Annotated in this window: 20 protein-coding genes, 1 pseudogene and 1 other annotated feature; of the genes and pseudogenes, 12 read left to right on the forward strand and 9 right to left on the reverse strand. The window is 42.8% G+C overall.

Annotated elements, in window-relative coordinates:
- Positions 1-497: 497 nt before the first annotated feature.
- Positions 498-1,118, reverse strand: a complete 621-nt coding sequence (locus FIV01_RS02445; RefSeq protein WP_152429573.1) for a hypothetical protein — start codon at positions 1,116-1,118, stop codon at positions 498-500.
- 65 nt (positions 1,119-1,183) lie between these two features.
- Positions 1,184-1,804, reverse strand: a complete 621-nt coding sequence (locus FIV01_RS02450) for a LysE family translocator (protein WP_152429574.1) — start codon at positions 1,802-1,804, stop codon at positions 1,184-1,186.
- A gap of 112 nt (positions 1,805-1,916) precedes the next feature.
- On the opposite strand from FIV01_RS02450, the gene FIV01_RS02455 reads away from it, so the two are divergent.
- Positions 1,917-2,915 carry a GlxA family transcriptional regulator gene (locus FIV01_RS02455; RefSeq protein WP_152429575.1) on the forward strand — a complete coding sequence of 333 codons (999 nt, stop codon included), beginning with the start codon at positions 1,917-1,919 and terminating at the stop codon, positions 2,913-2,915.
- Positions 2,916-2,966: 51 nt separating this feature from the next.
- Positions 2,967-3,152, forward strand: a pseudogene (locus FIV01_RS02460) (transposase); the annotation flags it as partial.
- Positions 3,153-3,356: 204 nt separating this feature from the next.
- On the opposite strand, the gene FIV01_RS02465 reads toward FIV01_RS02460, so the two are convergent.
- Positions 3,357-4,577 carry a multifunctional CCA addition/repair protein gene (locus FIV01_RS02465; RefSeq protein WP_152429576.1) on the reverse strand — a complete coding sequence of 407 codons (1,221 nt, stop codon included), beginning with the start codon at positions 4,575-4,577 and terminating at the stop codon, positions 3,357-3,359.
- A gap of 90 nt (positions 4,578-4,667) precedes the next feature.
- Between FIV01_RS02465 and FIV01_RS02470 the strand changes: the two genes are divergently transcribed.
- Entirely contained in the window at positions 4,668-6,272 is a 1,605-nt protein-coding gene (locus tag FIV01_RS02470) for an ExeA family protein (RefSeq protein WP_152429577.1), read from the forward strand.
- A complete protein-coding gene (locus FIV01_RS02475; RefSeq protein WP_152429578.1) occupies positions 6,272-7,027 on the forward strand; it encodes a general secretion pathway protein GspB in 756 nt (251 codons plus the stop codon). Before FIV01_RS02470 ends, FIV01_RS02475 begins: the two co-directional genes overlap by 1 nt.
- 39 nt (positions 7,028-7,066) lie before the next feature.
- On the opposite strand, the gene FIV01_RS02480 is transcribed toward FIV01_RS02475, so the two are convergent.
- The 3 genes from FIV01_RS02480 to FIV01_RS02490 form a co-directional block, all read right to left on the reverse strand.
- Positions 7,067-7,678 (reverse strand): TIGR04211 family SH3 domain-containing protein, encoded by a 612-nt coding sequence (locus FIV01_RS02480; protein ID WP_152429579.1) that lies wholly within the window; start codon positions 7,676-7,678, stop codon positions 7,067-7,069.
- A gap of 168 nt (positions 7,679-7,846) precedes the next feature.
- A complete protein-coding gene (locus tag FIV01_RS02485; protein ID WP_152429580.1) occupies positions 7,847-9,106 on the reverse strand; it encodes an inorganic phosphate transporter in 1,260 nt (419 codons plus the stop codon).
- Between the two features lie 125 nt (positions 9,107-9,231).
- Positions 9,232-9,912 carry a TIGR00153 family protein gene (locus FIV01_RS02490; RefSeq protein WP_160931942.1) on the reverse strand — a complete coding sequence of 227 codons (681 nt, stop codon included), beginning with the start codon at positions 9,910-9,912 and terminating at the stop codon, positions 9,232-9,234.
- Between the two features lie 203 nt (positions 9,913-10,115).
- On the opposite strand from FIV01_RS02490, the gene FIV01_RS02495 reads away from it, so the two are divergent.
- Positions 10,116-11,633, forward strand: coding sequence for a CYTH and CHAD domain-containing protein (locus FIV01_RS02495; RefSeq protein WP_152429582.1), 1,518 nt, complete (start codon positions 10,116-10,118; stop codon positions 11,631-11,633).
- 8 nt (positions 11,634-11,641) lie between these two features.
- On the opposite strand, the gene FIV01_RS02500 is transcribed toward FIV01_RS02495, so the two are convergent.
- Complete coding sequence (locus FIV01_RS02500) at positions 11,642-12,424, reverse strand: ion transporter (RefSeq protein ID WP_152429583.1); 783 nt, start codon at positions 12,422-12,424, stop codon at positions 11,642-11,644.
- A gap of 419 nt (positions 12,425-12,843) precedes the next feature.
- On the opposite strand from FIV01_RS02500, the gene glnE reads away from it, so the two are divergent.
- Entirely contained in the window at positions 12,844-15,684 is a 2,841-nt protein-coding gene (glnE, locus tag FIV01_RS02505; RefSeq protein ID WP_152429584.1) for a bifunctional [glutamate--ammonia ligase]-adenylyl-L-tyrosine phosphorylase/[glutamate--ammonia-ligase] adenylyltransferase, read from the forward strand.
- Positions 15,685-15,745: 61 nt separating this feature from the next.
- Positions 15,746-17,176, forward strand: a complete 1,431-nt coding sequence (gene hldE / locus FIV01_RS02510) for a bifunctional D-glycero-beta-D-manno-heptose-7-phosphate kinase/D-glycero-beta-D-manno-heptose 1-phosphate adenylyltransferase HldE (RefSeq protein ID WP_152429585.1) — start codon at positions 15,746-15,748, stop codon at positions 17,174-17,176.
- A gap of 63 nt (positions 17,177-17,239) precedes the next feature.
- On the opposite strand, the gene arcA is transcribed toward hldE, so the two are convergent.
- Complete coding sequence (gene arcA, locus FIV01_RS02515) at positions 17,240-17,956, reverse strand: two-component system response regulator ArcA (protein ID WP_152429586.1); 717 nt, start codon at positions 17,954-17,956, stop codon at positions 17,240-17,242.
- Positions 17,957-18,281: 325 nt separating this feature from the next.
- Between arcA and FIV01_RS02525 the strand changes: the two genes are divergently transcribed.
- Both FIV01_RS02525 and FIV01_RS02530 read left to right on the forward strand, forming a co-directional pair.
- Positions 18,282-18,671 (forward strand): DUF3293 domain-containing protein, encoded by a 390-nt coding sequence (locus tag FIV01_RS02525; protein WP_152429588.1) that lies wholly within the window; start codon positions 18,282-18,284, stop codon positions 18,669-18,671.
- Between the two features lie 35 nt (positions 18,672-18,706).
- Positions 18,707-19,192: a putative 4-hydroxy-4-methyl-2-oxoglutarate aldolase gene (locus FIV01_RS02530; RefSeq protein WP_152429589.1), complete on the forward strand. Its 486-nt coding sequence runs from the start codon at positions 18,707-18,709 to the stop codon at positions 19,190-19,192.
- Positions 19,193-19,218: 26 nt separating this feature from the next.
- Here the strand turns inward: FIV01_RS02530 and FIV01_RS02535 are convergent, their stop codons facing one another.
- Entirely contained in the window at positions 19,219-19,680 is a 462-nt protein-coding gene (locus FIV01_RS02535; RefSeq protein WP_152429590.1) for a hypothetical protein, read from the reverse strand.
- Between the two features lie 277 nt (positions 19,681-19,957).
- Positions 19,958-20,076 (forward strand) — a sequence feature (Thr leader region).
- Positions 20,077-20,105: 29 nt separating this feature from the next.
- Between FIV01_RS02535 and thrA the strand changes: the two genes are divergently transcribed.
- The 3 genes from thrA to thrC are packed head-to-tail and all read left to right on the forward strand — an operon-like array spanning position 20,106 to position 24,821.
- Positions 20,106-22,565: a bifunctional aspartate kinase/homoserine dehydrogenase I gene (gene thrA, locus FIV01_RS02540; RefSeq protein WP_152429591.1), complete on the forward strand. Its 2,460-nt coding sequence runs from the start codon at positions 20,106-20,108 to the stop codon at positions 22,563-22,565.
- 16 nt (positions 22,566-22,581) lie between these two features.
- On the forward strand, positions 22,582-23,538 hold the full coding sequence (gene thrB / locus FIV01_RS02545; RefSeq protein WP_152431634.1) for a homoserine kinase: 957 nt from the start codon (positions 22,582-22,584) through the stop codon (positions 23,536-23,538).
- Positions 23,535-24,821 carry a threonine synthase gene (gene thrC, locus FIV01_RS02550; protein WP_152429592.1) on the forward strand — a complete coding sequence of 429 codons (1,287 nt, stop codon included), beginning with the start codon at positions 23,535-23,537 and terminating at the stop codon, positions 24,819-24,821. Before thrB ends, thrC begins: the two co-directional genes overlap by 4 nt.
- Positions 24,822-24,860: the final 39 nt, after the last annotated feature.

Below are 24,860 nucleotides of genomic sequence, written 5' to 3' on the forward strand. Positions count from 1 at the left end.
TCATCACCTGTCAGAGGAAACCTAAGATCGAAACTTTTTGGGGTTTATTTGGCTGCTTATTTTGGGTCTGGCTGATTTCTGGACAAAAGTCATTTAGGATTTCTGGTGACTGCCGGATTTTTGGATAAATTTAGCTAGGGCAAAATGAAAGACTTGACCCCGAGCACTTGCACGAATTAACATATAATCACCTTCTGTATAAATGGAAGGTCAAATTTCTCCTATATCAATACCTCCATATATATTGTATTGATATTTGGTAACAAAAAATAAGGTATTTAAGGGCTGTGAGCAAACTTTGGACTTTTCGATGAAATGGGCGCAAATCCCCACCTTGGAACTTCAAACATTAGCAAGATCGCCCCGTGGGTTTATGGGACGTTTACTATTGAACAATAACAAGGTTAGAGTGTACGCCTTAGCGAGCAACTGATAATTTCAGTTAATTCAGGTCTAAATTATTTCCAAGCCCATTAGGTATTTACGATATAGATAACTTAAAACGTATATCCTACACTCACTAAAATGTCTATTTCTTCTGAATAGGATAAATCTATTGAATCTTCACCATGAGCGGCGGGGACTCGGTACTTTTCTGTCCTGCCCCTTACCCCTGATTCAACTTTGAAATATAATCTATCCATAGTATATCGCGCGCCAATTTGGGTTCCCAAAACCATACCATTGACTACGTCGGCTCCTCCTCCACTGAGGAACTCATATCCTCCACTGAGGAACTCATATCCTCCACTGATACCGAAGTAGATATCCATATCCCCATATATAGGGTAGTGATAATTGTATTTCAGTAATGGCATCAATGAATTAGCATCTTCCGTTGCATAATCTCCATCAGTCACCTTAAGGTTACGTTTTTCAATATCAAGCGACAGTTCATGATTTTTATTAAATATCATTCCCATGCTTAGAAGAAATATGTTGTCTTCAGGGGTATCGTACTCAATTTCGGACGAATGGGTCTCAACAGTGTACTGTCCACCATCTATTGTTTTCCCCACACCTAGCCCAATACTGTACTCCGTACCTTCTGCATACACTGAATATGAGTTGAAACACAGCGTTATTAAAATAAAAAAAATGGATAAAAACTTGGTCATTAATAATTTTCCTAAAGTGTCCTGTCTCGCTGGTGCAGATCAGGTCAATTTTAATGTTGATTTACTCAAAGAACTGTTCTGCCATTCAGAATAGCTATTACTGCTATCAGCAAAAATATCGCACCACAACACTGATTGAAAATTCGCCCATTGGCCAAAAGTAGCGTTTTAACCCTATCAGCTAGTTTCGCCACGCTAAGCTCTACGGCGAACTCGATGCAAAGAAAGCTGATTGTTATCACCAGAAACTGCGGAATAAATGCCTTGTCGGGATTGATAAACTGAGCTAAAAATGCAGTAAAAAATAGCAAAACTTTCGGGTTAGACAATGCTGCGAAATAACCTTGCTTAAAAAGCTCTCTCGGCAAAATAGAAACCATTGTTGTTTGCTCTATGCTAATTGCAGACGCAAAAAACAATTTGAAACCTAACCATGCGAGGTATAATGCGCCCAACCATTGAAGACCAATCATCAATTCAGGTTTTTTTTCTAGTAGCGTGCCTAGTCCGAGCATTGCTACCGTGATTAATATGAAGAAGCCGCTAATACCTCCACATATCGTCCAAATTGTTTTTTTATAACCATATCGAGCGCCATGGCTTAGTGCCAAAAGTGAGTTAGGGCCTGGTACACAAGCAAGCCCTAGAGCAGATAAAGCAAAGACACACCAAATTTCAAACGTCATAACTCACCAAATTATCAGTAACTGAGTTGGGGTTAGTATCTCTTAATTCTGAAATTTTTTATGGTATTATCTGGACATATAATGCGACTAATTAGACATAGGAGCACGACAAATGAATGCAGAAAATGGTGTCCGCTTTCTATTGATACCTCTAAATAATTTTAACATGCTCCCGTTTGGTGGTTTCTTGGATAAACTCCGTTTTTCAGCAGATGAAGCCGATAACAGTCAACAGCGGTATTGTTCATGGGAAATTTTATCTCACACCAAGGGATTAGTTGTTTCTAGTTCTGGGATCCCAATAAATGTTGATATCGTTCCCAGTGAAGTGCAGCTTGCGGATTTTGACTATGTGGTTTTCTTTGGTAGTTACACTGCGATTGAATCACAGCAGCATGCAGCTTATTACCACTCTTTTATTAGAACCGTTGTCGCAAATAGCATACCAATAGTAAGCATCGATAACGCTTGCTTTACCCTTGCGGAGCTAGGGCTACTGAACCATCATCAAGTCGTGGTTCATTGGCGACATCATAGTGAATTCAAAGCTACTTACCCAAAAATAGTCGTTAGAGATGAACAGCTTTATCATTTTGATCGCAAGCTGATAAGTTGTTCTGGGGGAAGCGCAGCTATCGATCTTGCGGTGGCAATTTTGCAAAAACATGTTGGTCAGATAAAAGCAGAAAAAGGCTTAGCGGATATGCTGGTTGATGAAAATCGCAGTATGCGACACCGCCTGAAGTCTTCAGAGCAAGGGCTACACAGGAATCGTCATATGGATAGAGCAGTGTCTTTAATGCAAGAAAACTTAGAACAGACAATAACAGTAGGGCAGGTTGCTTCGATCATCGGCATTAGTCGACGACAATTGGATCGCTTATTTAAGCAGAAGCTCGGAGTTTCCGCGCGTCATTATTGGCAAGAACTACGTCTACAACATGTATACTGGCGATTGACGCATTCTAGCCATGACCTTGTGCAACTTGCAGATGAAGTTGGTGTTAGGGATATCAGCTATCTATGCAAGATTTTCAAGAAAAGATTTGGCGTGACACCTGGGCAATGCCGTCGCGACCCGAAAGAAGTGGCCCCAATTTTTCGGACATGACTTTAAGTGATTGATCTGTTGTTATAGTACCTAAAAATACTGGAACAGATTATAACTAGAAAACGTAGAAACCACTCACCCGAATTTAAAGCTAAGGTGGCGCTTGATGCTGCTAGAGGTGATAAAACTGTCGCTGAGTTAGCTCAGAAATACAACCTTCACGCTAATCAAATCTCTACATGGAAAAAAGAACTGCTCGAAAATGCAGCCATGATTTTTGTCTCTGAAAGCCAGTCATAACACTTCTGGGGTCAAGTCTTGCTTCTTGCTACCCATTAGTTTTTCTATATTAAATTTACCCGATGATCTTTACTCAAACTTAGACTCCTGACTCGAAAAGGGGCAAAAATGAGTTTCAAACTTTTTGTCACACTTTTCTTAGATAGTCAGTTGATAGAACCTAAGTTTCGATCTTTATTGTCCAGCGACATCACTTTAAACTTAAGGGCATCGAGAGCGTTTTATTGCTTCTACTTTTCTCTTGTCCATCTCTAGACGAATCTCTGCGCCCTGATAACCATCTTTAATAATATCTTTCGCTTTAACAGATAGAGCGGCTTGATAGGCTTGCTCAAAAATCGCTTTCTGTGGGTACTCGATGTTTTCATATCTAGTTCTGCCTCGGCTATCAGCCATGCAAGCGACTAGTACTTCATCTAAGCGCTCTGGCTTACGCCACACATCAAAACTGTTGAGTACCTTAAGCAGTGTCTCAGCTCGTAACTCTTCTGCTCTGTGGACATTTGAGTGCTGCTTGCAAACAATCAAAGCCAATTCGCGATAATCATTCGGTACTCGTAGTCTGTCACATAACTGTTTGATGATGCTCTGGCCTGTATGGCAGTGCATTTTATGACTAGGCCACTCATTTTTTGGGGTCACTCCTTTGCCTAGATCATGCATCTGTGCGGCGAAACGAACCTTAGTCGATGGGGTCAAAATAGCGGCTTGCTTAGCCACCATTAAATTATGGATACCAGTATCTATTTCTGGATGCCATTTTTCTGGTTGAGGCACACCAAATAAACAATCAAGCTCAGGAAGAATAACCTTAAGTGCTCCGCAATCACGAAGCACAGATAAGAAGACTTGTGGATCTTGAGTAGACAAGGATTTATGCCACTCTTGCCAAATCCGCTCAGCGGTTAAATGTTCAAGTTCTTTTGAGGCCACAATCTGTTTCATCAAGTCTTGAGTTTCATCGGCAATGCTAAAGCCTAGGTGATGAAGCTTAGCGGCAAAACGAGCGACTCGAAGAACGCGCAAAGGATCCTCGGTAAAGGCACTAGAAACATGTCTTAGGACACGATTGTTGAGGTCGGTTTGGCCTCCATAGGGATCGATAAGTTTGCCTTTATCATCAAGCGCCATAGCATTGATGGTGAGATCGCGGCGCAGAAGGTCGTCCTCAATAGTCACATCGGGTGAAAAATAACAGTCAAACCCCTTGTAGCCTGAACCCGTTTTTCTCTCTGTGCGTGCCAAAGCGTATTCTTGCTTAGTCTCTGGGTGTAAAAATACTGGGAAATCTTTGCCGACCGCAGAGAACCCTTTACTGATTAACACTTCAGGCGTGGTACCAACTACGACCCAATCTTGGTCATGAACGTCAATATTGAGATATTTATCGCGTACTGCGCCACCAACTAAAAATATTTGCACAGATGTTCCTCTTATATTCGGATATTTGCATTGGCTATTGTTGTCAGCAATGTTACTTTTCTCGTCAGTAAATTCCCAGAGACGAGAGACATGTATAAGAAATATTTTGGATTCACTGAGCTGCCTTTTTCAATCGTGCCGAGTTCTCGTTTTCTCTTTCAAAGCCAGCGGCATAAAGAAGCCTTGTTCCGTTTGCAGGCTGGCCTTGGTGAAGGCGGCGGTTTTGCCATGCTGTCTGGTGAAGTGGGCACAGGGAAAACCACGTTAGTAAGAGCTTTGCTTAAGTCTTTGGATAAGGATACGCAAACTGGCCTTATCCTTAATCCCACTTTTTCAAGCATAGAGCTGCTAGAGGCGATCTGCGATGAGTTTGCTATAAATTACCCTTCAGGGGCGACGCTAAAGCAGTTTAATCAATCGATCCATGATTTTTTACTTACTAGTTATGCAAATGGCACTCAAACACTACTCGTCATTGATGAGGCTCAGCATCTCTCGGCTGAGGTACTTGAGCAATTGAGATTGTTGACTAATCTCGAGACAGATAACCAGAAATTATTAAAAGTGTTACTGGTGGGACAGCCTGAACTTCAGCAGAGGCTGCAAATGCCTCAACTTCGTCAGCTAGCCCAGCGCATTACTGGCCGGTACCACTTGCTACCTTTAGATGTTCAGGAAGCGAGTCTTTATATTCGTCATCGCTTGGAGTTGGCGGGTGGAGACAGCAGTTTATTCTCAGCTAAGTCGCTAAAATCCATATCAGAGTATTCTTTAGGGATTCCACGCTTAATTAATTTGATTTGTGATGCGGCATTAAAGCGAGCCTATAGCCTTGGTGAGTCGGTGCCAAGTCAATCCAGTGTTGAAGCTGCGTGTGAAGAGATCATGAGTTTTCAGACCTCCTATCGGCCAGTTGCTATCGAGCAGAAAGAATCTCGCTTAAATTGGCTAAAAGTCAGTAGCTTGTCTCTAGCGTTTGCCGTGGCGAGTTATTGGCTTGTTCCCCAGCTAATGGAAAATCAGATTCAGCAGTATATTGTGGAAAATAACCCTGCTCAAACTGTTACTCTGGTTGAAGAGGAAATTTTTCCCGCTCAGTTACAACAGGTGCTATCCAAGTCCAATAATTTTCAGTTAGCAATGGAAGATCTCTATCGAGTGTGGGGGGTTAAAGCATCTGTCGTGGAGCGATTATGTCGCCAAGGCGATGAGAGTGCGTTTAGCTGTATTCAATCACAAGGCAAGCTTTCCACATTAAAAGAGGCGAATGTCCCTGTACTATTGTCGCTTCATCGTGAAGATATAAGCAGTTATGCGGTTTTGTATAAGTTGAGTAATGACGCTGCCCAGTTATTGGTCGCAGGGCAAAGAGTTGAGTTGCCGCTTGATAAGCTAGAGACCCTATGGAATGGGGAATATTATCAAGTATGGCAAAACTATTGGCGCCAGACTCTTAAACCCAATATGTCTGGACCAGCAATCTATGAATTGAATCGACGCGTGTCAAAAGTCTTGGGTGAATCTGAAATAGAAAACGATGTTTACAATAAAGACTTAATACGAAAAGTGAGATTGTTCCAGCAATGGCAGGGCTTACATGTTGATGGGATAGCGGGACAACAGACCTTGCAGCGTTTAGAAAGGCTTTCTCAGGATAGGGCACCATCATTGAGAGTTACAGAGGGAGAGGCATAATGTCGAAAGTCATGCAGGCATTAGAGCATTCAGAGCAGCATCATCAGACATTTAAGACGTTTGATTATTACGCCCAAGAAAAGACCAGTCTTTCAAACCATCGGATGATACCAAAAGGGGTGTTGGTGGCCCTTGTCTGTACACCAGCATTGGTAAGCAGTGTAGTGGGTATTTACCAAAGTTATACGGAGAAGTTAGCGACATGGCAGGTATCTAATCAGCCTAACTCGCAAGTTCAGCAAGTCCCTTTTAAATACCAAGTGTTGCCTTATCCTTCATTTGGACAGCTCAGAGAGACCTTTGACTTTGCGCCGCTGGCTGTCACTAAGCCTGAGCCTGCGATATCGAACACCGACTTGAATACTATTCCTACCCAGCAAGACGAGGCAATAGTTACAGAAGAAAGTGATAATTTGCTAAAAGGCTTGGACCTATCTGGGTTACCACCTGAGATTGCATTACGGGTTGAGTCAGCCCTTGAGAGTAATGAAACGATTAGCCAAACCAATCAGGCATCTGATCTTGCTGTAAATAGCCGAGAGTGGCAGGGGAGACTGCCCCCTCTTAACTTTCAAACGCACGTTTACTCGAGTAATCCAAATAAACGCTGGGTTAAAGTTAATGGTACCGAATACAGAGAGGGAGATTGGATAAGTGACAATATTCAGCTGCAAAATATTGATTCCCAGCATAGCATCATTACTTTTAATGGCTCAGAGATTCAAGTTCCTGCACTGTATGACTGGAAGGGGTAAAAAAGGTCGCGTAGGCGACCTTTACATAGAATCTGGTTATTATGCCCAACCTGAAGGAGAGCGTTTTTTACGTGGAATGATGTGAGGTAAGATAAGACCAAACAGCAAGCCTATGCCAGCGACACCGCCGCCATACATAAAGTATTTAAGTAATAGATCATCTTTTTGTGTATCTAGTTTGGCTCTGAGGTTACGCACTTCTTCCTGTGATGCAGTAAGCTGCTGACTAATGTCACTGTAGCTTTTTTCTAGATCAGCAATTTGGCGATTTCTGGTTTCTAAAGAGTCTGCTAGTCCTGCTTTTTCCTGATCGGCATTAGAGCGAGCCTTAGCCAGTTTCGCTTTTACATCAGATAATTCTTTTTCAATCTTAGGTAAGCGCAGTGCCATACTTTCACGAGTTGTAACAAAGCGGCTTTCAACCCAACCTTTACGACCTTTGCTGTCTTGGATTTGAGTATATCCTGTCTCTTTATTTGCAGTGAGGTAAGTGACTCTATCCCCGGCATCGACGCTGCCGATAATGCGGAATTGGTTACTCGGACCTGAATGCATATAAGTAAATAAGTTATCTGCGATATAACGGTTTTTAGCCAAAGCCGCAGGTGCGACTAACATTGAAGCTAAAACCAAGCAAACCAGTTTTTTCACGATCAATCCTTTAGCAGTCTTCTCTATCATTTGCTGGGCTAACAAGCCCCGATACCAAATAGTAAGTAGTTTCAGACTCTACTGCAACAAAGAAGGGAGGCTTTGCCTCCCTTTCTGTGGATTTGAATCAATAATGACAGTGAGTTAACACATCATTGACCTTGTTGCTTAAGCAAACATCGCTTGAATGGCGTAGAAAAATACTACCGCAAGCAGAGCACCTGCTGGAAGGGTCACAATCCACGAAGCAACGATGTTACGAACAACGCCTAAGTTCAATGCTGCGATCCCTCTAGCAAAACCTACACCTAGTACAGCACCTACCAGCGTTTGGGTCGTTGAAATAGGAAGTCCAGTACCTGAAGCAAGTACAACAGTACAGGCTGTTGCAAGCTGAGCAGCAAAGCCGCGACTTGGTGTGAGTTCAGTAATGCCAGTACCGACTGTCGCCATTACCTTGTGTCCAAGTGTGGCTAATCCCACGACGATACCAAAGCCACCGAGAGGCAGGATCCACCAAGCGATAGTGCTTTTATCTGTGATCTCACCCATGTGCTCTATGGTGGAAGCAACGGCGGAAAGAGGACCAATCGCGTTCGCTACGTCATTAGACCCGTGAGCGAAGGCCATTGCACAGGCAGTAATCACCATAAGCACACTGAATATACCTTCAACCCCAGCGAACCCATGATCATCTTCGCGACTGGAGAACTTCTTCTGAATATATAAGTATCCACCGACCATCACTATGGCAGAAACTACAGCAGAGCATATCCAAGCTTCACCATTTGTGAGGTGCAGGCCTACGTGTTTTAGGCCTTTTTTGATAGTTACCAATGCAATCACCATAGTGGTGATGAACATGTACACAGGTACAAAGCGTTTGGCATTGAACAATGGCTTCTCTGTATCAAAAATTAGCCGCTGCGCGCTGACAAAGATCACGTAAGCGAAAAATCCAGAGATGACAGGGGTGATTATCCAACTGCCTACTATGCCTTTAACTGAGCCCCAGTCGACAGCTTCGGTCCCTACTGATACACACGCAAAGCCTATGATTGCTCCTATGATTGAGTGAGTCGTAGAGACAGGCCACCCCATGTAAGAGGCAAGTAGTAGCCAAGTGCCCGCAGCGAGAAGAGCAGACATCATACCGAATACGAGTACATCGGGCTGACTGGCAAACAGAGAAGTCTCAATAACCCCTTTACGAATTGTGTCAGTTACTTCACCACCTGCAAGGTAAGCCCCCGCAAACTCAAAAATCATTGCGATAATAATCGCTTGTTTCACAGTTAATGCTTTGGAGCCTACCGAGGTTCCCATCGCATTGGCTACATCATTGGCGCCGATACCTATCGCCATCATAAAACCAAAAACTGCTGCAATAATAATCAGGACAGTGCCGTAATTCGCAAGGATATCCATCGTAATACCTAGTTGTTGATAACAAGCGGAGCCATATTAGACACAACAAAACCCCTTAGCGTTTGTATGTATATCGCTTAGTTGGGTATGCTTAAAATGCTCTTCGTTATTTAGTTACTTATTGTTTATGAGCGAGATAGCATAAGTTCAAGACGTGCGCCAACGCGCTGCGCTTGATCGGCTATGCCACCTACCCATTCAAGAATTTTATAAAGGAACATCACATCAATCGGATTTAGATCGCCTTCGATTGCCATTAGTTGCTGGCGAAGATCAATCTGCATAGCATCGGTGTCATCTTCAATTACATCTAGCTGGTGGATCATTTCGGCTACAAGGGTAACTTCGCGGCCTTTGAATCCAGTTTCTAATAACTCGTCGAGTTCGTTGATTACTTTTTGCGCTTGGTTGGCTGCATCTAGGCAGCGCTTAACATAAGCGATAAAATTTTCTTGGAGAGGTTCGGGTATGACTAATTGTCGGCCATATACTCGACCGGCAATGTCTTTTGCTAGGTTTGCGAGTTTGTCTTGCTGTGTGAGAAGTTCGAGCATATCGCTACGATCGACAGGCATAAACAAACCGCGAGGAAGCTTGAGACGAATTTCACGTTTTAAAACGTCGGCTTCTTTTTCCAAATGTGAGATTTGTGCGCGAATTTCTGATGCTTTCTCCCAGTCTCCTTTTGAACTTACTTCAAAGAAGTTGACTAGGTGTGAGCAACATTCATTGACACACACAACGTGGCGCTGCAAAGGCTTGATTGGGGACTTTGCAAATAACCCCATAATTGTATTCACTGGCATGGTCATTCAACCTATTTATATAACCCAAAAATAACATATACCATTCATGGTGAAATGTTGAACGATGGCTATAAAGGCGCGCATGGTAACCCATTAAATCCATCATTAAAACTGTTTTAGATCATCATTGAGATGATATTTCTTTCTTGCTCGGTTTGGAAATTGGCAATATTCTGTTTGTATCTGTGCTAAAAGGGACCACTATGGAAAACGAGATAGAACTGAAGTTTTTTGTTTCTCCTGAATTTTCAAATACTTTACAAGATCTGATTGTACAAGAAAAAGTGCTTCAGCATAGTTGCCGTAAACTTGGCAATATTTATTTTGATACCAAAGAAAATTGGTTGCGTGTTCATGATATTGGTCTCCGTATTCGTCGTTTTGACGATGTTTATGTTCAGACGGTCAAAACTTCTGGTCGTGTTGTCGCTGGGTTGCATCAAAGACCTGAGTACAATGCTGAGCATGATTGCGATGAGCCTCTGCTTGAACTTCATCCATCCGATATTTGGCCTGAAGGTAAAGATGTTAAAGACTTACAGTCAGAGCTTGAGCCTATATTTTCCACCAACTTTACTCGTGAGCAATGGCTGATAGGAATGTCCGATGGCAGCCAGATCGAGGTGGCTTTTGATCAAGGTATGGTTGAGGCTGGTGAGCGTAAAGAGCCCATTTGTGAAATTGAACTAGAGCTGAAATCAGGGCAAGCGGATGCACTGTTTACCTTAGCTCGCCGTTTGTCTGAACATGGAGGCTTGCGCCTAGGTAACCTAAGTAAAGCCGCAAAGGGTTATCGGCTCGCTGATAACTATCAAGGCGACGAGGTCAAACCTTTGGCTTTGGTGGCGACAGATAAGCAGGATACGGTCGAGTCTTGTTTCGTACATTCCCTTGAGCATGGGTTATCCCACTGGCTTTACCACGAACAAATCTATGCTGAAAGAGAGTCAATTGAAGCATTACATCAAATAAAAAGTTCGATTAGTTTTATTCGTCAGTTACTTACTGTATATGGTGGAATAGTACCTCGAAGAGCAAGTGCGCTAATTCGCCAAGAATTAAAGTGGTTAGAGCAGTCATTGGAATGGCTCAATGATTTTGAATATCTTGACGCATTGCTGGATGACAAAGGACATGCACTGCGAAAGCTCGATGCGCGTAAGTTTTTGGTTGAGGAGCTTAAACTTATTCAAGACACCTTGCCGGATAGAGAAGAAGTTCTAACCCTATTTAATTCAGCTAGGTATATAGGTTTACTACTAGACCTTAGTCGCTGGATTCTTACTCGTGGTTGGCAGCCATTTCTTGATGATAAAGCCCAAGATAAAATGAGTCTCACCATCGAACCTTTCTCTTTTAAACAGCTTGATCGTACATGGGCCGAATTAATAGAAGCTTTTCCTCCAGAACGCTCATTGATAAGTCAGGACTATATTGATCAAAGGTATAGACTGATGCGCAATCTATACACTGGCATTAGTTTTGCCAGTTTGTTCGATGCAGAGGAACGCAATCGGTTTAGACTGCCGTGGCGCGATTTGTTACATGGTATCGATGATTTGTTGAAACTCAGGACCTTAGACAAGATAATCGATAGATTGGAAGGAGAAGAGCAAGAGCAGTTAAAACGTTGGCTCTCTCGTCAAGAGAACTCGATTCTACATGCTATGGAACAAACACGAGTGATTTGTATCGAAGCGCAGCCGTATTGGCAAGATTAACGCTGAGTTTATTTTTTTGAGGAGTCTTGTGGCTCCTCACCTTTGCTTTTCTGTCTTTCGATTTTTTCTAAACGTATGAGGATCTCTTGCTGTCGTTCTAGTACTTCGAGTAACAGTCGCTCTTTGTTTTCTGAGCGTTTTTCCTGAATTTCCGTTGGTGAAGTAATTAGTGATGTGATAAGGCCTGAAATCATACCAAAAATACCTACTCCACAAATAATTAGCCCTGACGCGAGAATCTTTCCTGCATTAGTCACAGGAAAATGGTCACCGTAGCCTACCGTTGAGATAGTGACTAACGCCCACCACATTGCATCACCACCCGTTTGTATATTGGCCCCAGGTGCTTTGCTTTCAACAAATAGCATCAAACTTGAGCCTATGGTGAGTAATATCACCATAAGTAAGAGTATAGAAGCCAGGGTTGTCTCGCGGCGATTGACCATGATTTGTTTGATTAAGGAGCGGCTAGAGCGTATGACTAAAATCACGCGCAAAATATGGAACAAACGTGCAAAACGCAAAGGCTCCACCATGGGAATGCTGGCTAGGAAATCAATCCAATGATGCTTTAGATAGTGAAGCCGATTGTCAGAGCGAACCCAATCAATAGTTAGTTGGAGTAGAAAAACACTACAAATAATAAAATCTAAGCCGATCAGTACTTGGCGTGTAGGCTCTTTGAGTGGAAAGAACAGTAATGCAGAAATCACAAATAGTGCCATAAATGACAAGATGAGAGACAACAAGCTCATTGGCTTTATATCGTCCTTGATATTGCTTTGTTTCATATTTGGCCCAGATTAATACTTGGTTTTTAAGTCAATGATAACAGTGAAGGGCAGTTATCAATGTGCCAATATTGCCCCCAAACTCCAGGTAACTATATAAGAATTAGTAGCGAAGTTACATTGAAACGGCATTGTTAGGTAATGGAAATCAGCGTTCACTTATGTTCTATTGATTTACCAAATAACCTAGCCTTCGGTTCTGTGCACTTTAGTGATAATAGATAAATTTAGGATGTTAATATCCGCGCACGCATAGACCTCTTCGAGTGAATACCAATGAGAGCGCTCAACGCTAAGATCACATCCTTCACTGTTTGAGTGTCAGAATGTCATTCAATCTACACTCATTCGTTGTTAGTGAAGGTTTTTTATTGGTATAACATTCTTATCAGCCTTTTTTACTAATCCAAGGAAGAAGAATGCAACTGCCCCACAACCTTGCTTGTGTGTCCCAAAGTGCTCTTGAGCTTCTATATGAACATGATGCTATTGGACTCTGGCCAGAGCATAGGCGAGAGCAACTAAACTATATTGCTGGCTTGAGTAAGTTTGTTGTTGATTCTTTACACCAAGATCAGAACTTACAACAGCAGCTCCCTGAAATGTTAGAACAGCCGTCTCGCCATCAAGAATATCGTGCGCGCCTTGGAAAGTGTTTGGCAGACTGTGCGGATGAAGCTCAAGGTCACAGAATCTTAAGGCAATTTCGTCGCCGAGAAATGGTATACATTGCATGGCGGGATTTTATGGGTAGTTGGACTTTAGAGCAAAGCTTTGAACATTTGTCGCAGCTGGCAGAGGCGATGTTGTTTGAAACCTATCAATGGCAGTATGGTGAGTGCTGCAAGTTGTGGGGAACTCCTTGTAACTCTTCAGGTGAAGCTCAACCTATGTTGATTATTGGCATGGGCAAACTTGGTGGCGGCGAGCTTAACTTCTCCTCTGACATTGATCTTATTTTTACTTACCCAGAGAACGGTGATACTCAAGGGGCAACAAGAAGTTTATCAAATGCCCAGTTTTTCACTCGTCTAGCGCAGAGGATCATCAAGGCCTTAGATCAGCAAACTTTTGATGGCTTTTGCTATCGGGTTGACATGCGGCTGCGCCCTTTTGGTGAAAGTGGTCCTTTGGTAATGAGTTATGCTGCGTTGGAAGATTATTACCAAGAGCAAGGCAGAGATTGGGAACGCTACGCCATGATCAAGGGTCGTGTCATGGGCAGTGAAATGTACTCAGAGTATAAAGCATTGCGGCAAATGTTAAGGCCTTTCGTGTTTCGTCGTTATATCGACTTCAGTGCTATTCAGTCGCTGCGCAGAATGAAATCAATGATAAGCAGTGAAGTTAGGCGTCGAGGGTTTAAGAACAATATAAAATTGGGCGCTGGAGGGATCCGTGAAATCGAGTTTGTTGCTCAAGTTTTTCAACTTATTCGCGGAGGAAGAGAACCAAGCCTGCGTCAAAGGGGACTATTGAAAACCCTGTCGGCAATAGAAACTCTTGAGCTATTAACCACCGAGGAAGTGTCGTCTCTTAGGCATGCCTATCATTTTTTGCGACGTTTAGAGAACTTGCTACAAGCAATGTCTGATCAACAAACTCAAATTTTACCAGATAACGAGCAAGAGCAATTGCAGCTTTCGATAGCAATGGGCTACAAGGATTGGTCTTCTTTACTTAAAGAAACGCAACTGCATATGCACAAGGTACACCAAGTTTTTTCTAACTTAATCGGCGATGATGAAGAGGATTCATTAGACGTTGATAAACATTATCATGAACTGTGGGACATGGTTGCAAAGCCAGATGTTATTGAGGGCATTCTTGCTCAAGATATTGCTAGTGAGCATTGGGCAGAAATGGCTCAGACTATTATTGGTTTTAAACGGGATTTAGCGAACAAAACATTGGGGCCAAGAGGACGACAAGTTCTTAATAGATTGATGCCTAAGGTTTTTGGTGCGATTTTTGCGCACCGAGATGCAAAGTACGGGCTGCCGCGCGTACTTCATTTGCTACAAAGAATAGTTACTCGTACCACTTATCTAGAATTATTGGATGAATACCCAGCAGCATTAACTCAGTTAGTACGTTTGTGTACCGAGAGTCCGATGGTATCAGAGCAGCTCGGTCGTTATCCCATTTTACTTGACGAGTTGATTGACCCACAACACTTGTATAACCCTGTGCCACTTGAAAGCTATCGTTCTGAGTTACGAGACTATTTAGCCCGTATCCCAGAAGATGATATGGAACAGCAAATGGAAGCTTTGCGTCAGTTCAAGCAAATTTGTAGCTTACGTATTGCGGCTGCGGATATTGCAGGAGTGTTACCTGTGATGAAAGTCAGCGATCATTTGACTTATCTTGCTGAAGCGATAGTTGACTCAGTGGTGAACCAAGCTTGGATGCAAGTGGTCGAAAAGTATGGTGAACCAGCTCATCTTAAAGATCGAGAAGGGCGGGGTTTTGCCGTGATCGGTTATGGCAAAGTAGGAGGCTGGGAACTTGGTTACAATTCAGATCTAGATTTAGTCTTTATTCATGATTGCCCGGTGGATAGCTACACTGATGGCAAGAAAGAGCTTGATGGCCGGCAGTTTTACCTCAGGTTAACACAAAGAATAATACATATATTTTCTACTCGCACCGCGTCAGGAATCCTGTATGACGTTGATACTCGTTTGCGCCCATCTGGTGCATCAGGTCTTCTTGTGACAACGACAGAAGCCTTTGATGAGTATCAAAGAAATGATGCTTGGACATGGGAGCATCAAGCGCTAGTTCGTGCCCGTATGATCTATGGTGATTCAGCGCTTGAGAAAGCATTTTCTCGCACAAGGCATCATGTTCTCAGCCAAGCTCGCGAAGAATCTCTGCTCAAAAAAGAGGTGGTTGAAATGCGTGAGAAAATGCGCAATCACTTCGGTGGAAAAAAAGCTGGACGTTTTTTACTTAAACAGGACCCTGGCGGGATAACAGATGTTGAGTTTCTTACACAGTACCTTGTTTTAAGGTTCAGTCACGATAACCCAAAGTTAACCCGTTGGAGCGATAACGTAAGAATTCTTGAATCTATGATAGCGCAAGGTGTGATGGAAGAAGCCCCAGCAATGGCTTTAACGCATGCTTATACTACTATGCGTAATCATATTCACCATAGAAACTTACTCAATTTAGAAGCCGATGTCGCTGAAGAAAAGCTGTTGAAAGAGCGCGAGCTTGTGAAGACGCTTTGGCATGAGTGGTTAGAATAGATTTAGCGCTTTGACCTGCCTGTGTTAGACTTCTGCCCGAAATAGAATTTGGAGATCCGCAATGAAACCAATCCTACCGAACTATAGTGACTCTGGTGTATTGATTATCGGTGACGTTATGTTAGACCGTTACTGGTATGGCCCAACTGGACGAATTTCTCCAGAGGCGCCAGTTCCTGTAGTAAAAGTAGAAAATAACGAAGAGCGCCCTGGTGGAGCAGCTAACGTGGCAATGAATATTGCTTCTCTTGGTGGTCATGCGCATATTGTTGGTTTAACTGGGATTGACGAACCCGCTAAAGTTCTTAATGAGACATTGTCAGCTCTGAAAGTGAAATGTGATTTTGTCGCTTTGCCCAGCTATCCGACAATCACAAAGCTGCGCGTTTTGAGTCGTGGTCAACAACTCATACGCTTGGACTTTGAAGATAAATTTGAAGATACGGATGCTGAACTTATTTTAGACAGGATGGAGCAAGCTCTGCCCAAAGTGAAGTCGGTTGTGTTGTCTGATTACGATAAGGGGGCCTTAGAGCACGTACAGCAATTTATTCAAAAAGCGCGTGAAGCTAAAGTTCCTGTTTTTATTGATCCTAAAGGCGCCGATTTTGAGCGCTATCGCGGCGCAACATTACTGACGCCTAATCTCACTGAGTTTGAGCTGGTTGTTGGTAAAGTTAAAAATGATCAAGAGTTGGTAGAGAAGGGGCTAGCGCTTATCGAAGAATACGATTTTGAAGCGCTCCTTGTGACTCGTAGCGAACATGGCATGACTTTATTACGCCGTGGACAAGAGCCGTTCCATTTACCAACGTTAGCAAAAGAAGTGTATGACGTAACGGGTGCTGGAGATACGGTTATTTCTGTTCTTGCCGCTTCAGTTGCCTCTGGCAAACCTCTTGATGAGGCTTGCGCGCTCGCCAATGCTGCTGCTGGTGTTGTCGTAGGTAAACTTGGCACCTCTACAGTATCAACGATCGAGCTCGCGGAAGCGGTTCACGGTAGTCAAGACACAGACTTTGGTGTTGTGACTGAGCAATCCCTAATTGATGCGGTTAAAAAAGCGCAGTCTAAGGGAGAGAAAGTCGTGATGACAAACGGTTGTTTCGATATTCTTCATGCTGGACATGTGTCTTATCTTAACCATGCTGCCGAGCTTGGAGATCGTTTGATTGTTGCTGTTAACACCGATGATTCAGTAAAAAGTCTCAAAGGACCAGGACGCCCGGTTAATCCAACGGATCGAAGAATGGCCGTATTGGCAGGATTAGGTGCAGTAGACTGGGTGGTACCTTTTGAAGAAGAAACCCCACAGCGCCTGATTGCTGAGGTTTTACCGGATTTGCTTGTTAAAGGCGGAGATTACAAGCCTGAAGATATTGCGGGTGGTAAAGAGGTAATAGCAAACGGCGGTGAAGTCAAAGTTCTCAATTTTGAAGAAGGTTGCTCAACCACAGAGATTATTGATGCGATCAAAGGTGGAAGAGGGTAAGCCCTCAACTGAAATGAAAAATGGAGCCCACGGCTCCATTTTTTAATCCACTATTGAGTAGTTTTACTCTTCAAGGTCACCACAAAAGCGATAGCCTTCACCGTGAATCGTTGCAATGATCTCTGGAGTACCTGAAACAGCCTCAAAATGCTTACGTATTCTTCGAATCGTCACATCCACTGTTCTGTCATGAGGTTTAAGCTCTCTACCAGTCATCTTTTTGAGCAAGTCTGCTCGTGTTTGGATTTTTCCAGGGTTTTCACAGAAGTGAAGTAATGCTCTAAATTCCGAACGCGGGAGTTTGTAATCATCACCACTTGGGCTCACAAGTGAGCGACTATTGATATCCAAAACCCAGCCATTAAATTCGTACTTTTCTACACTGCGTTTATCTTCGTTTACAGCGCTAGAGCTCATGGAACGACTGAGCAAGTTGCGAGCTCGGATTGTGAGTTCACGAGGGTTGAATGGTTTGGTGATATAGTCATCAGCACCTATTTCAAGGCCCAAAATTTTGTCGACTTCATTATCACGCCCAGTCAGAAACATAAGTGCGACATTGGCTTGCTCTCGAAGCTCTCGAGCAAGCAAAAGACCATTCTTCCCTGGTAGGTTAATATCCATAATGACCAGATTAACCTGATTGTCAGACAGCACCTGGTGCATCTCTTCACCGTCACTGGCCTCAAAAACAGCGTATCCCTCTGCTTCAAAAATACTCTTTAGAGTGTTACGAGTTACTTGCTCATCTTCGACAATAAGAATGTGCGGGGTTTGCATTGGCGGTACCTAAACTTGTGAAAAAATTGTGCTAATAGAATAAATTCTAGGCAAAAACCTAACATACAGGTAATGTGATGCTGATAATAAACCAAAGGCTGAAAAAGTACATTGTTTCTTTGGTTGCCCGCCTTCCTTGGGTTCAATGCGCGTTTGAGATCCCTTATGATCACGCTTTTTCTATTAGTCTTTGCTGCGAATTCTATAATGTTAACAGCCTGCTAACAATGTCAGAATGTTAATTCCATTCACTTTATTGATTTATATCAAGAGTTAGAATGTAACAAAAATTAATCGTCGATAACATAACTAAAGCATAATGAATATGATGATAGATGCATTTTTGTGGCAACAGTATTCAGATCCTTACTTTAAGTTCACTTGTCAGCCTATACTGGATGAATTCGCTATTATCACGGCGTGGAACCCGAAAAGTCAGTGGCAGTCCAAATTAGAAAATGATCGTTGCAATCACAACCTAGTCAAAGAATTTGGTCATACTTATTTTAGTGAGGTATTGGTTGGGGATAGGGATTTTCGCTGGGCAGAAATCAGTTTTGCTGTTGCAATATCTGAGCAACAAGCTTTGGAGATCGGGAAAAATTATCAGCAGAATGCTATTTACTATGTAGTAAAAGATGAGCTGTTTTTACTTTCTTGCTTCGCCGATGGAACGAAAGCCAATCTTGGAAGCTGGCTGCAGCGCTGTAGATAGTCATTAAAGGTATGTTCAAAGGTAAAGGAGGCATTATGAAAGATATAACACCGGAAATATGCGATAAACATGAAGACAAAGTTATTTTATTGGACATACCGTTACACACTTTTGGTAGTAAATGTGCTTTTTGGGGGGAAATAGTCACGGTTCGTTGTTATCACGATAACTCAAAAGTGAGAGAAGCCTTAAGTCAAGATGGCAAAGGAAAAGTATTGATCGTTGACGGCCATGGTTCATGTCAACAAGCCTTGTTAGGAGATAAGTTGGCGATTCTAGCTATTGATAACCATTGGGAAGGTGTCATTATCTATGGAGCCATTCGAGATGTCGCTGTGATGGCAGAAATGGATTTTGGTATCAAGGCCTTAGGTACTAGCCCTTTCAAGACAGAAAAACGCGGTGCAGGTGAAATGAATGTAACCTTAACGATTCATAATCAGATGATCCAGCCAGGCGATTATGTATACGCGGACTGGAATGGTGTGCTTATGTCCACTGAGCTACTCGATTGGAGTTGATCCCAGTTAGTTTTAGATTGTGGGGCTTAAAACCGAAAGCCAATACCCACTTCAAACTCTTGTTGTAACTCTTGGTGCTCAAGAGTTGCATGCAGGTCTAGATTGTCTGTCAATCTCATTCTGCTTGAGACTTCGGCGGAGATCATGGTCTCATTACCCAGAGTTTTGGTGTCATCTTGGTAGGAGTGTAGGCTGCTTTGCACTGATACCCTTGGAGTCACTTGATAGCTGACGCCACTTAAAAAACCACTTTCGTTGATTGATGTGCTTTGATTGATCCGAGCTCCAACGTAGAAATCTATTTTATTGAAGAGGTTGTAAGAGTAACCGCCATCAATTTTCCACGTGTCAAAGTCGTAGTGATTGGTTTCGCTAGACAGAAAAAGCTTGTGTGGCGATGCTTTCTTTTGAGAGGGCAAAGTGGGCAGATCGGCAGCTAACGTTGAACCAGCCGTAAGAGCGAGGATAAGACATAGTTGTTTTTTCATTTTTCGCTCCCGCATTTTTAATTCCCACTGCAGGATCAATTAAAGCATAAAATACGATCATCGCTAGGCACATTTGCGATAAAATGATTTACTAATCGATATGAAATTTATTTAATATTGGTTGTATCTAATGTAACTTGTTGATGGGATTAAAAGAAGCTAAATCGGAAGCGTAAAATAAAAAAATAAAAAAAACGTTGACTCATGATAAGGGAATAGGTTAAACGTAGGGGAAGCAGACACATTATTATCGAAAAATCGCATATGCATCATTTAAGCCTATCAGTAATGACCACAACCATTATTATTACCGACATTACGCATGTTGGGGCGGGCTGCTAAGCGAAATAAATTCAAAAAAAGGCCTGTATCCCATGAGATACAGGCCTTTTTTTATACCTATTTACAAGCATTTGGAGGAAGGAATGCGCGTTTTAAAGTTTGGTGGCTCATCGTTAGCTGACGCAGATAGATTTCTACGAGCAGCAGATATTATTACTAACAATGCTCAGCAAGAAGACGTTTCAGTTGTGCTTTCAGCCCCTGGAAAAACAACCAATAAACTCGTTGCTGTTATTGATGGAGCATTAAAAGCGGGTCAGGTAGAGACACAAATCGCTGATCTAGAGAATTCTTTTCAGGAGTTGTATCAAGAAATAAAACAATCCATCCCATGCATAGATGGCTCTGACTTCGACAACCAAGTCAAAACATCGATGAATCAGCTGCGACAGTTTGTTCATGGGATAAACTTATTAGGTATGTGCCCAAGCAACGTTAATGCACAGATAATAAGTAAGGGTGAGCGAATATCTGTTCAACTGATGAAAGCGGTATTGGAAGCCAAAGGTCAGCCAGCTAGCTTAATTGATCCCGTAAAGTACCTTTATGCACAAGGCGAGTACTTAGAAGCTTTGGTCGATGTTGAGGTGTCTACCCAGAATTTTCGTCAAACCCCTTTACCGCAAGGTTATGTCAATATCATGCCTGGTTTTACAGCTGGTAATGATAAGGGGGAGCTTGTCACTTTAGGTCGTAATGGCTCTGATTATTCTGCGGCGGTTTTAGCAGCCTGCCTGCGTGCCGAATGCTGCGAGATTTGGACTGATGTAGATGGTGTATACAATTGTGATCCTAGATTAGTTGATGATGCCCGTTTACTGAAATCATTGAGCTATCAAGAAGCAATGGAGCTATCTTATTTTGGAGCTTCTGTATTGCATCCTAAAACTATTACCCCTATTGCTCAGTTCCATATTCCTTGTCTTATTAAAAACAGCTTTAACCCCCAAGGTGCTGGTACTCTGATTGGTCAAGATACTGGTGAGGATAACTTATCGATCAAGGGCATTACAACGCTCAGCGATCTAACAATGGTAAATGTTTCTGGACCAGGTATGAAGGGCATGGTGGGCATGGCAAGCCGAGTGTTTGGTGCTATGTCATCGGCGGGCGTATCGATTGTTTTAATCACCCAGTCTTCTTCGGAATACAGCATCAGCTTTTGTATTGAGTCTGCAGATAAAGCGATAGCAGAGCAAGCGCTCAACGACGCTTTTGAGTTGGAACTTAAAGACGACTTACTTGAGCCTGTAGATTTTATCGATAACGTTGCCATTGTGACTTTGGTGGGCGACGGAATGCGCACATCGAAAGGGGTTGCGTCACAGTTCTTTTCTTCATTAGCTGAAGTGAATGTCAACATTGTTGCTATTGCTCAGGGCTCCTCAGAGCGTGCTATCTCTGCTGTGATACCTGAGGATAAAATTTCAGAAGCGATTAAGGCGTGTCATGAAAACTTGTTCAATTCTAAACATTTCCTAGATGTGTTTGTCGTCGGTGTAGGAGGAGTTGGGGGTGAATTGGTTGATCAAATTCAGCGCCAGCAAGCTAAGTTAGCGGCAAAAGGTATAGTGATAAGAGTTTGTGGTTTAGCCAACAGCAAAGGCTTACTGCTTGATAGCCAAGGCTTACCATTAGAGCACTGGCGAGATCGCATGAAAGACGCCAGCGAAGAATTTAGTCTTGCCCGTCTTACTTCTTTGGTACAACGTAACCATATTATTAATCCTGTTTTGGTCGACTGTACCTCATCAGAGGTGATTGCGGGTCAATATGCTGATTTTCTCGCCGCAGGGTTTCATGTTGTGACACCCAATAAGAAAGCCAATACGGCGAGTATGGCCTATTATCATCAACTTCGTGAAATAGCCCGTGGCTCTCGGCGTAAATTGATGTATGAGACAACGGTTGGAGCTGGATTGCCTGTGATTGAAAATTTACAGAATCTTATTTCTGCCGGTGACGAACTTGAACGCTTTAGTGGTATCCTCTCGGGGTCACTGTCATACATATTTGGCAAGTTAGATGAGGGTATGACATTGAGTCAGGCAACAAACATAGCGAAAGAAAACGGTTTTACTGAACCCGATCCTCGAGATGATCTTTCTGGTATGGATGTTGCGCGTAAATTGTTGATTCTTGCCCGTGAAGCTGGAATGAACCTAGAACTTGAAGATGTCATTGTAGAAAAAGCACTGCCGCCTAGTTTTGATGATTCAGGCAATGTTGAAGAATTTATGGCTCGGTTACCTGAAGCTGATGCTTATTTCCAACAGTTATCAGCTAAAGCGGCTGAAGAGGGCAAAGTATTGCGCTACGTAGGAGAAATTGACGCAGGTCAGTGCCGCGTAAGCATCTCCGCTGTGAATGATAATGACCCTATGTTTAAGATAAAAGATGGTGAAAATGCGCTGGCTTTTTACAGTCGCTACTATCAGCCAATACCACTTGTCCTGCGCGGTTACGGTGCGGGTACAGAAGTAACAGCAGCTGGAGTATTTTCAGATGTAATGCGCACATTAGGATGGAAACTAGGGGTTTAACCGAATGAGTAATGGTATGGATGTCGTTGTTTACGCTCCTGCGTCGATTGGTAATGTTAGTGTTGGTTTTGATGTCCTGGGTGCAGCTGTTTCTCCCATTGACGGTACATTGCTGGGCGATCGAGTCATGATAAAGGCCGGTGATGAGCCTTTTAGCCTATTAACAGCTGGGGATTTTGTTTCAAAATTGCCAACCGATCCTAAAGAAAATATTGTTTACCACTGCTGGCAGGTGTTTTCTAGAGAGCTGGATAAAAAAGGCGTTGCTTTACAGCCTATAGAGATGACCCTTGAGAAAAATATGCCGATTGGCTCTGGTTTGGGTTCTAGCGCTTGCTCGATAGTTGCAGCATTAGATGCGTTAAATCAATTTCATGGTAATCCACTCGATAAGACACAGTTGCTTGCACTGATGGGAGAAATGGAAGGAAAGATATCCGGTGGAGTCCACTATGATAATGTCGCTCCATGCTTCTTAGGTGGTGTGCAGTTAATGTTGGAAGAGCTTGGTGTTATCAGTCAAGAAGTTCCTTGTTTTGATAACTGGTATTGGGTTATGGCTTACCCTGGTATTAAAGTTTCAACCGCCGAAGCTCGTGAAATTTTACCATCTCAATATCGTCGCCAAGATATTATTGCCCATGGTCGCCATTTGGCAGGGTTTATTCATGCTTGTCACTCTGATCAGCCACAACTGGCGGCAAAAATGATGAAAGATGTTGTCGCTGAGCCATATCGAGAGAAATTATTACCAAACTTTTCTCAGGCGAGGCAGTACGCTGCGACAGCGGGAGCTTTAGCAACAGGTATATCAGGCAGTGGTCCAACACTGTTTAGTGTTTGTAAAGACAAAGATGTTGCCGAGAGAGTGGCTCGGTGGCTAGAACAAAATTACGTACAAAATAAAGAAGGATTCGTTCATATTTGTCAGTTAGACAAGCAGGGATCCAAAGTTACAGGAAGTGAGCTATGAAGCTTTACAATATTAAAGAAAATGATCAGAAAGTCTCTTTTGCTCAAGCTGTTCGTCAAGGCTTGGGGCGGAATCAAGGCTTATTTTTTCCTCAAGAATTACCAACATTTGATGATATTGATTCGTTATTAGCTGAAGATTTCATCTCTCGTAGTACTAAGATACTGTCTACGTTGATTGGTGACGAGCTATCCCAAGAAACAGTTAATGCCATGGTTGATGCGGCTTTTCAGTTCCCAGCACCGATTACGGGGGTAAGCGATGATGTTTATGCATTGGAGCTATTTCATGGCCCCACACTTGCTTTTAAAGACTTTGGTGGCCGTTTTATGGCTCAATCTCTGGCAGCGGTTTCAGATGGCGGTAAGATCACTATTTTAACGGCTACATCTGGTGATACTGGTGCTGCTGTTGCGCATGCCTTTTATGGAATGGAAGACATTAATGTTGTCATTTTGTATCCGAAAGGAAAAATTAGCCCATTACAAGAAAAGCTATTTTGTACTTTGGGCAAGAATATTCACACTGTGGCCATTGATGGTGACTTTGATGACTGTCAAGCACTCGTTAAACAAGCGTTCGATGATGCAAAACTGCGTGATGATATAGGCTTAAACTCTGCAAACTCAATTAATATCAGTCGATTAATGGCGCAAATCTGTTATTACTTTGAAGCCGCTGCTCAAATGAGTAAAGAGCAGCGTGAAAACCTAGTTGTGTCCGTTCCAAGCGGTAACTTCGGTAACTTAACTGCAGGGCTTTTGGCAAAGGCATTGGGGTTACCGATAAAACGTTTTATCGCCGCGACTAATATCAATGATACTGTGCCTCGATACCTAGAAACTGGGCAATGGGAGCCTAAAGCCACAATCGCTACCACATCAAATGCAATGGATGTGAGTCAACCAAATAACTGGCCGCGTATTGAAGAGCTTTGTCGCGTTAAAGAGTGGGGGTTAGAAACGCTTGGTAAAGGGGCCGTTACTGACGTGCAAAGTGCTGAGTCTGTGCGAGAGCTTTATGAGAAAGGCTATCTTTGTGAACCTCACGGTTCAATAGCTTACCGCGTGCTGAGTGAGCAGTTACAAAAAGGTGAGACAGGGCTTTTCTTATGCACGGCGCACCCAGCTAAGTTTAAGGAAGTGGTTGATGATATCTTGGGAACAGATATTGACCTTCCGGGTCCATTAGCAAAACATGCCGCAATGGAGCTACTCTCAGAAGATTTAGCAAATGACTTTGAATTGCTTAAAGATGTTTTGTATCAAGTGACAAAGCAATAATGTAAAAAGAAAAGGTCACTTCGGTGACCTTTTTTAATG

This window comes from Vibrio aquimaris (assembly GCF_009363415.1).
In the GTDB taxonomy this organism is placed as follows: domain Bacteria; phylum Pseudomonadota; class Gammaproteobacteria; order Enterobacterales; family Vibrionaceae; genus Vibrio; species Vibrio aquimaris.

Coding starts and splice junctions, on each gene's coding strand:
- FIV01_RS02445 (WP_152429573.1), bottom strand. CDS start 1,118: ATGACCAAGTTTTTATCCATTTTTTTTATTTTAATAACGCTGTGTTTC.
- FIV01_RS02450 (WP_152429574.1), bottom strand. CDS start 1,804: ATGACGTTTGAAATTTGGTGTGTCTTTGCTTTATCTGCTCTAGGGCTT.
- FIV01_RS02455 (WP_152429575.1), top strand. CDS start 1,917: ATGAATGCAGAAAATGGTGTCCGCTTTCTATTGATACCTCTAAATAAT.
- FIV01_RS02470 (WP_152429577.1), top strand. CDS start 4,668: ATGTATAAGAAATATTTTGGATTCACTGAGCTGCCTTTTTCAATCGTG.
- FIV01_RS02475 (WP_152429578.1), top strand. CDS start 6,272: ATGTCGAAAGTCATGCAGGCATTAGAGCATTCAGAGCAGCATCATCAG.
- FIV01_RS02485 (WP_152429580.1), bottom strand. CDS start 9,106: ATGGATATCCTTGCGAATTACGGCACTGTCCTGATTATTATTGCAGCA.
- FIV01_RS02490 (WP_160931942.1), bottom strand. CDS start 9,912: ATGCCAGTGAATACAATTATGGGGTTATTTGCAAAGTCCCCAATCAAG.
- FIV01_RS02495 (WP_152429582.1), top strand. CDS start 10,116: ATGGAAAACGAGATAGAACTGAAGTTTTTTGTTTCTCCTGAATTTTCA.
- FIV01_RS02500 (WP_152429583.1), bottom strand. CDS start 12,424: ATGAAACAAAGCAATATCAAGGACGATATAAAGCCAATGAGCTTGTTG.
- glnE (WP_152429584.1), top strand. CDS start 12,844: ATGCAACTGCCCCACAACCTTGCTTGTGTGTCCCAAAGTGCTCTTGAG.
- hldE (WP_152429585.1), top strand. CDS start 15,746: ATGAAACCAATCCTACCGAACTATAGTGACTCTGGTGTATTGATTATC.
- arcA (WP_152429586.1), bottom strand. CDS start 17,956: ATGCAAACCCCGCACATTCTTATTGTCGAAGATGAGCAAGTAACTCGT.
- FIV01_RS02525 (WP_152429588.1), top strand. CDS start 18,282: ATGATGATAGATGCATTTTTGTGGCAACAGTATTCAGATCCTTACTTT.
- FIV01_RS02530 (WP_152429589.1), top strand. CDS start 18,707: ATGAAAGATATAACACCGGAAATATGCGATAAACATGAAGACAAAGTT.
- FIV01_RS02535 (WP_152429590.1), bottom strand. CDS start 19,680: ATGAAAAAACAACTATGTCTTATCCTCGCTCTTACGGCTGGTTCAACG.
- thrA (WP_152429591.1), top strand. CDS start 20,106: ATGCGCGTTTTAAAGTTTGGTGGCTCATCGTTAGCTGACGCAGATAGA.
- thrB (WP_152431634.1), top strand. CDS start 22,582: ATGGATGTCGTTGTTTACGCTCCTGCGTCGATTGGTAATGTTAGTGTT.
- thrC (WP_152429592.1), top strand. CDS start 23,535: ATGAAGCTTTACAATATTAAAGAAAATGATCAGAAAGTCTCTTTTGCT.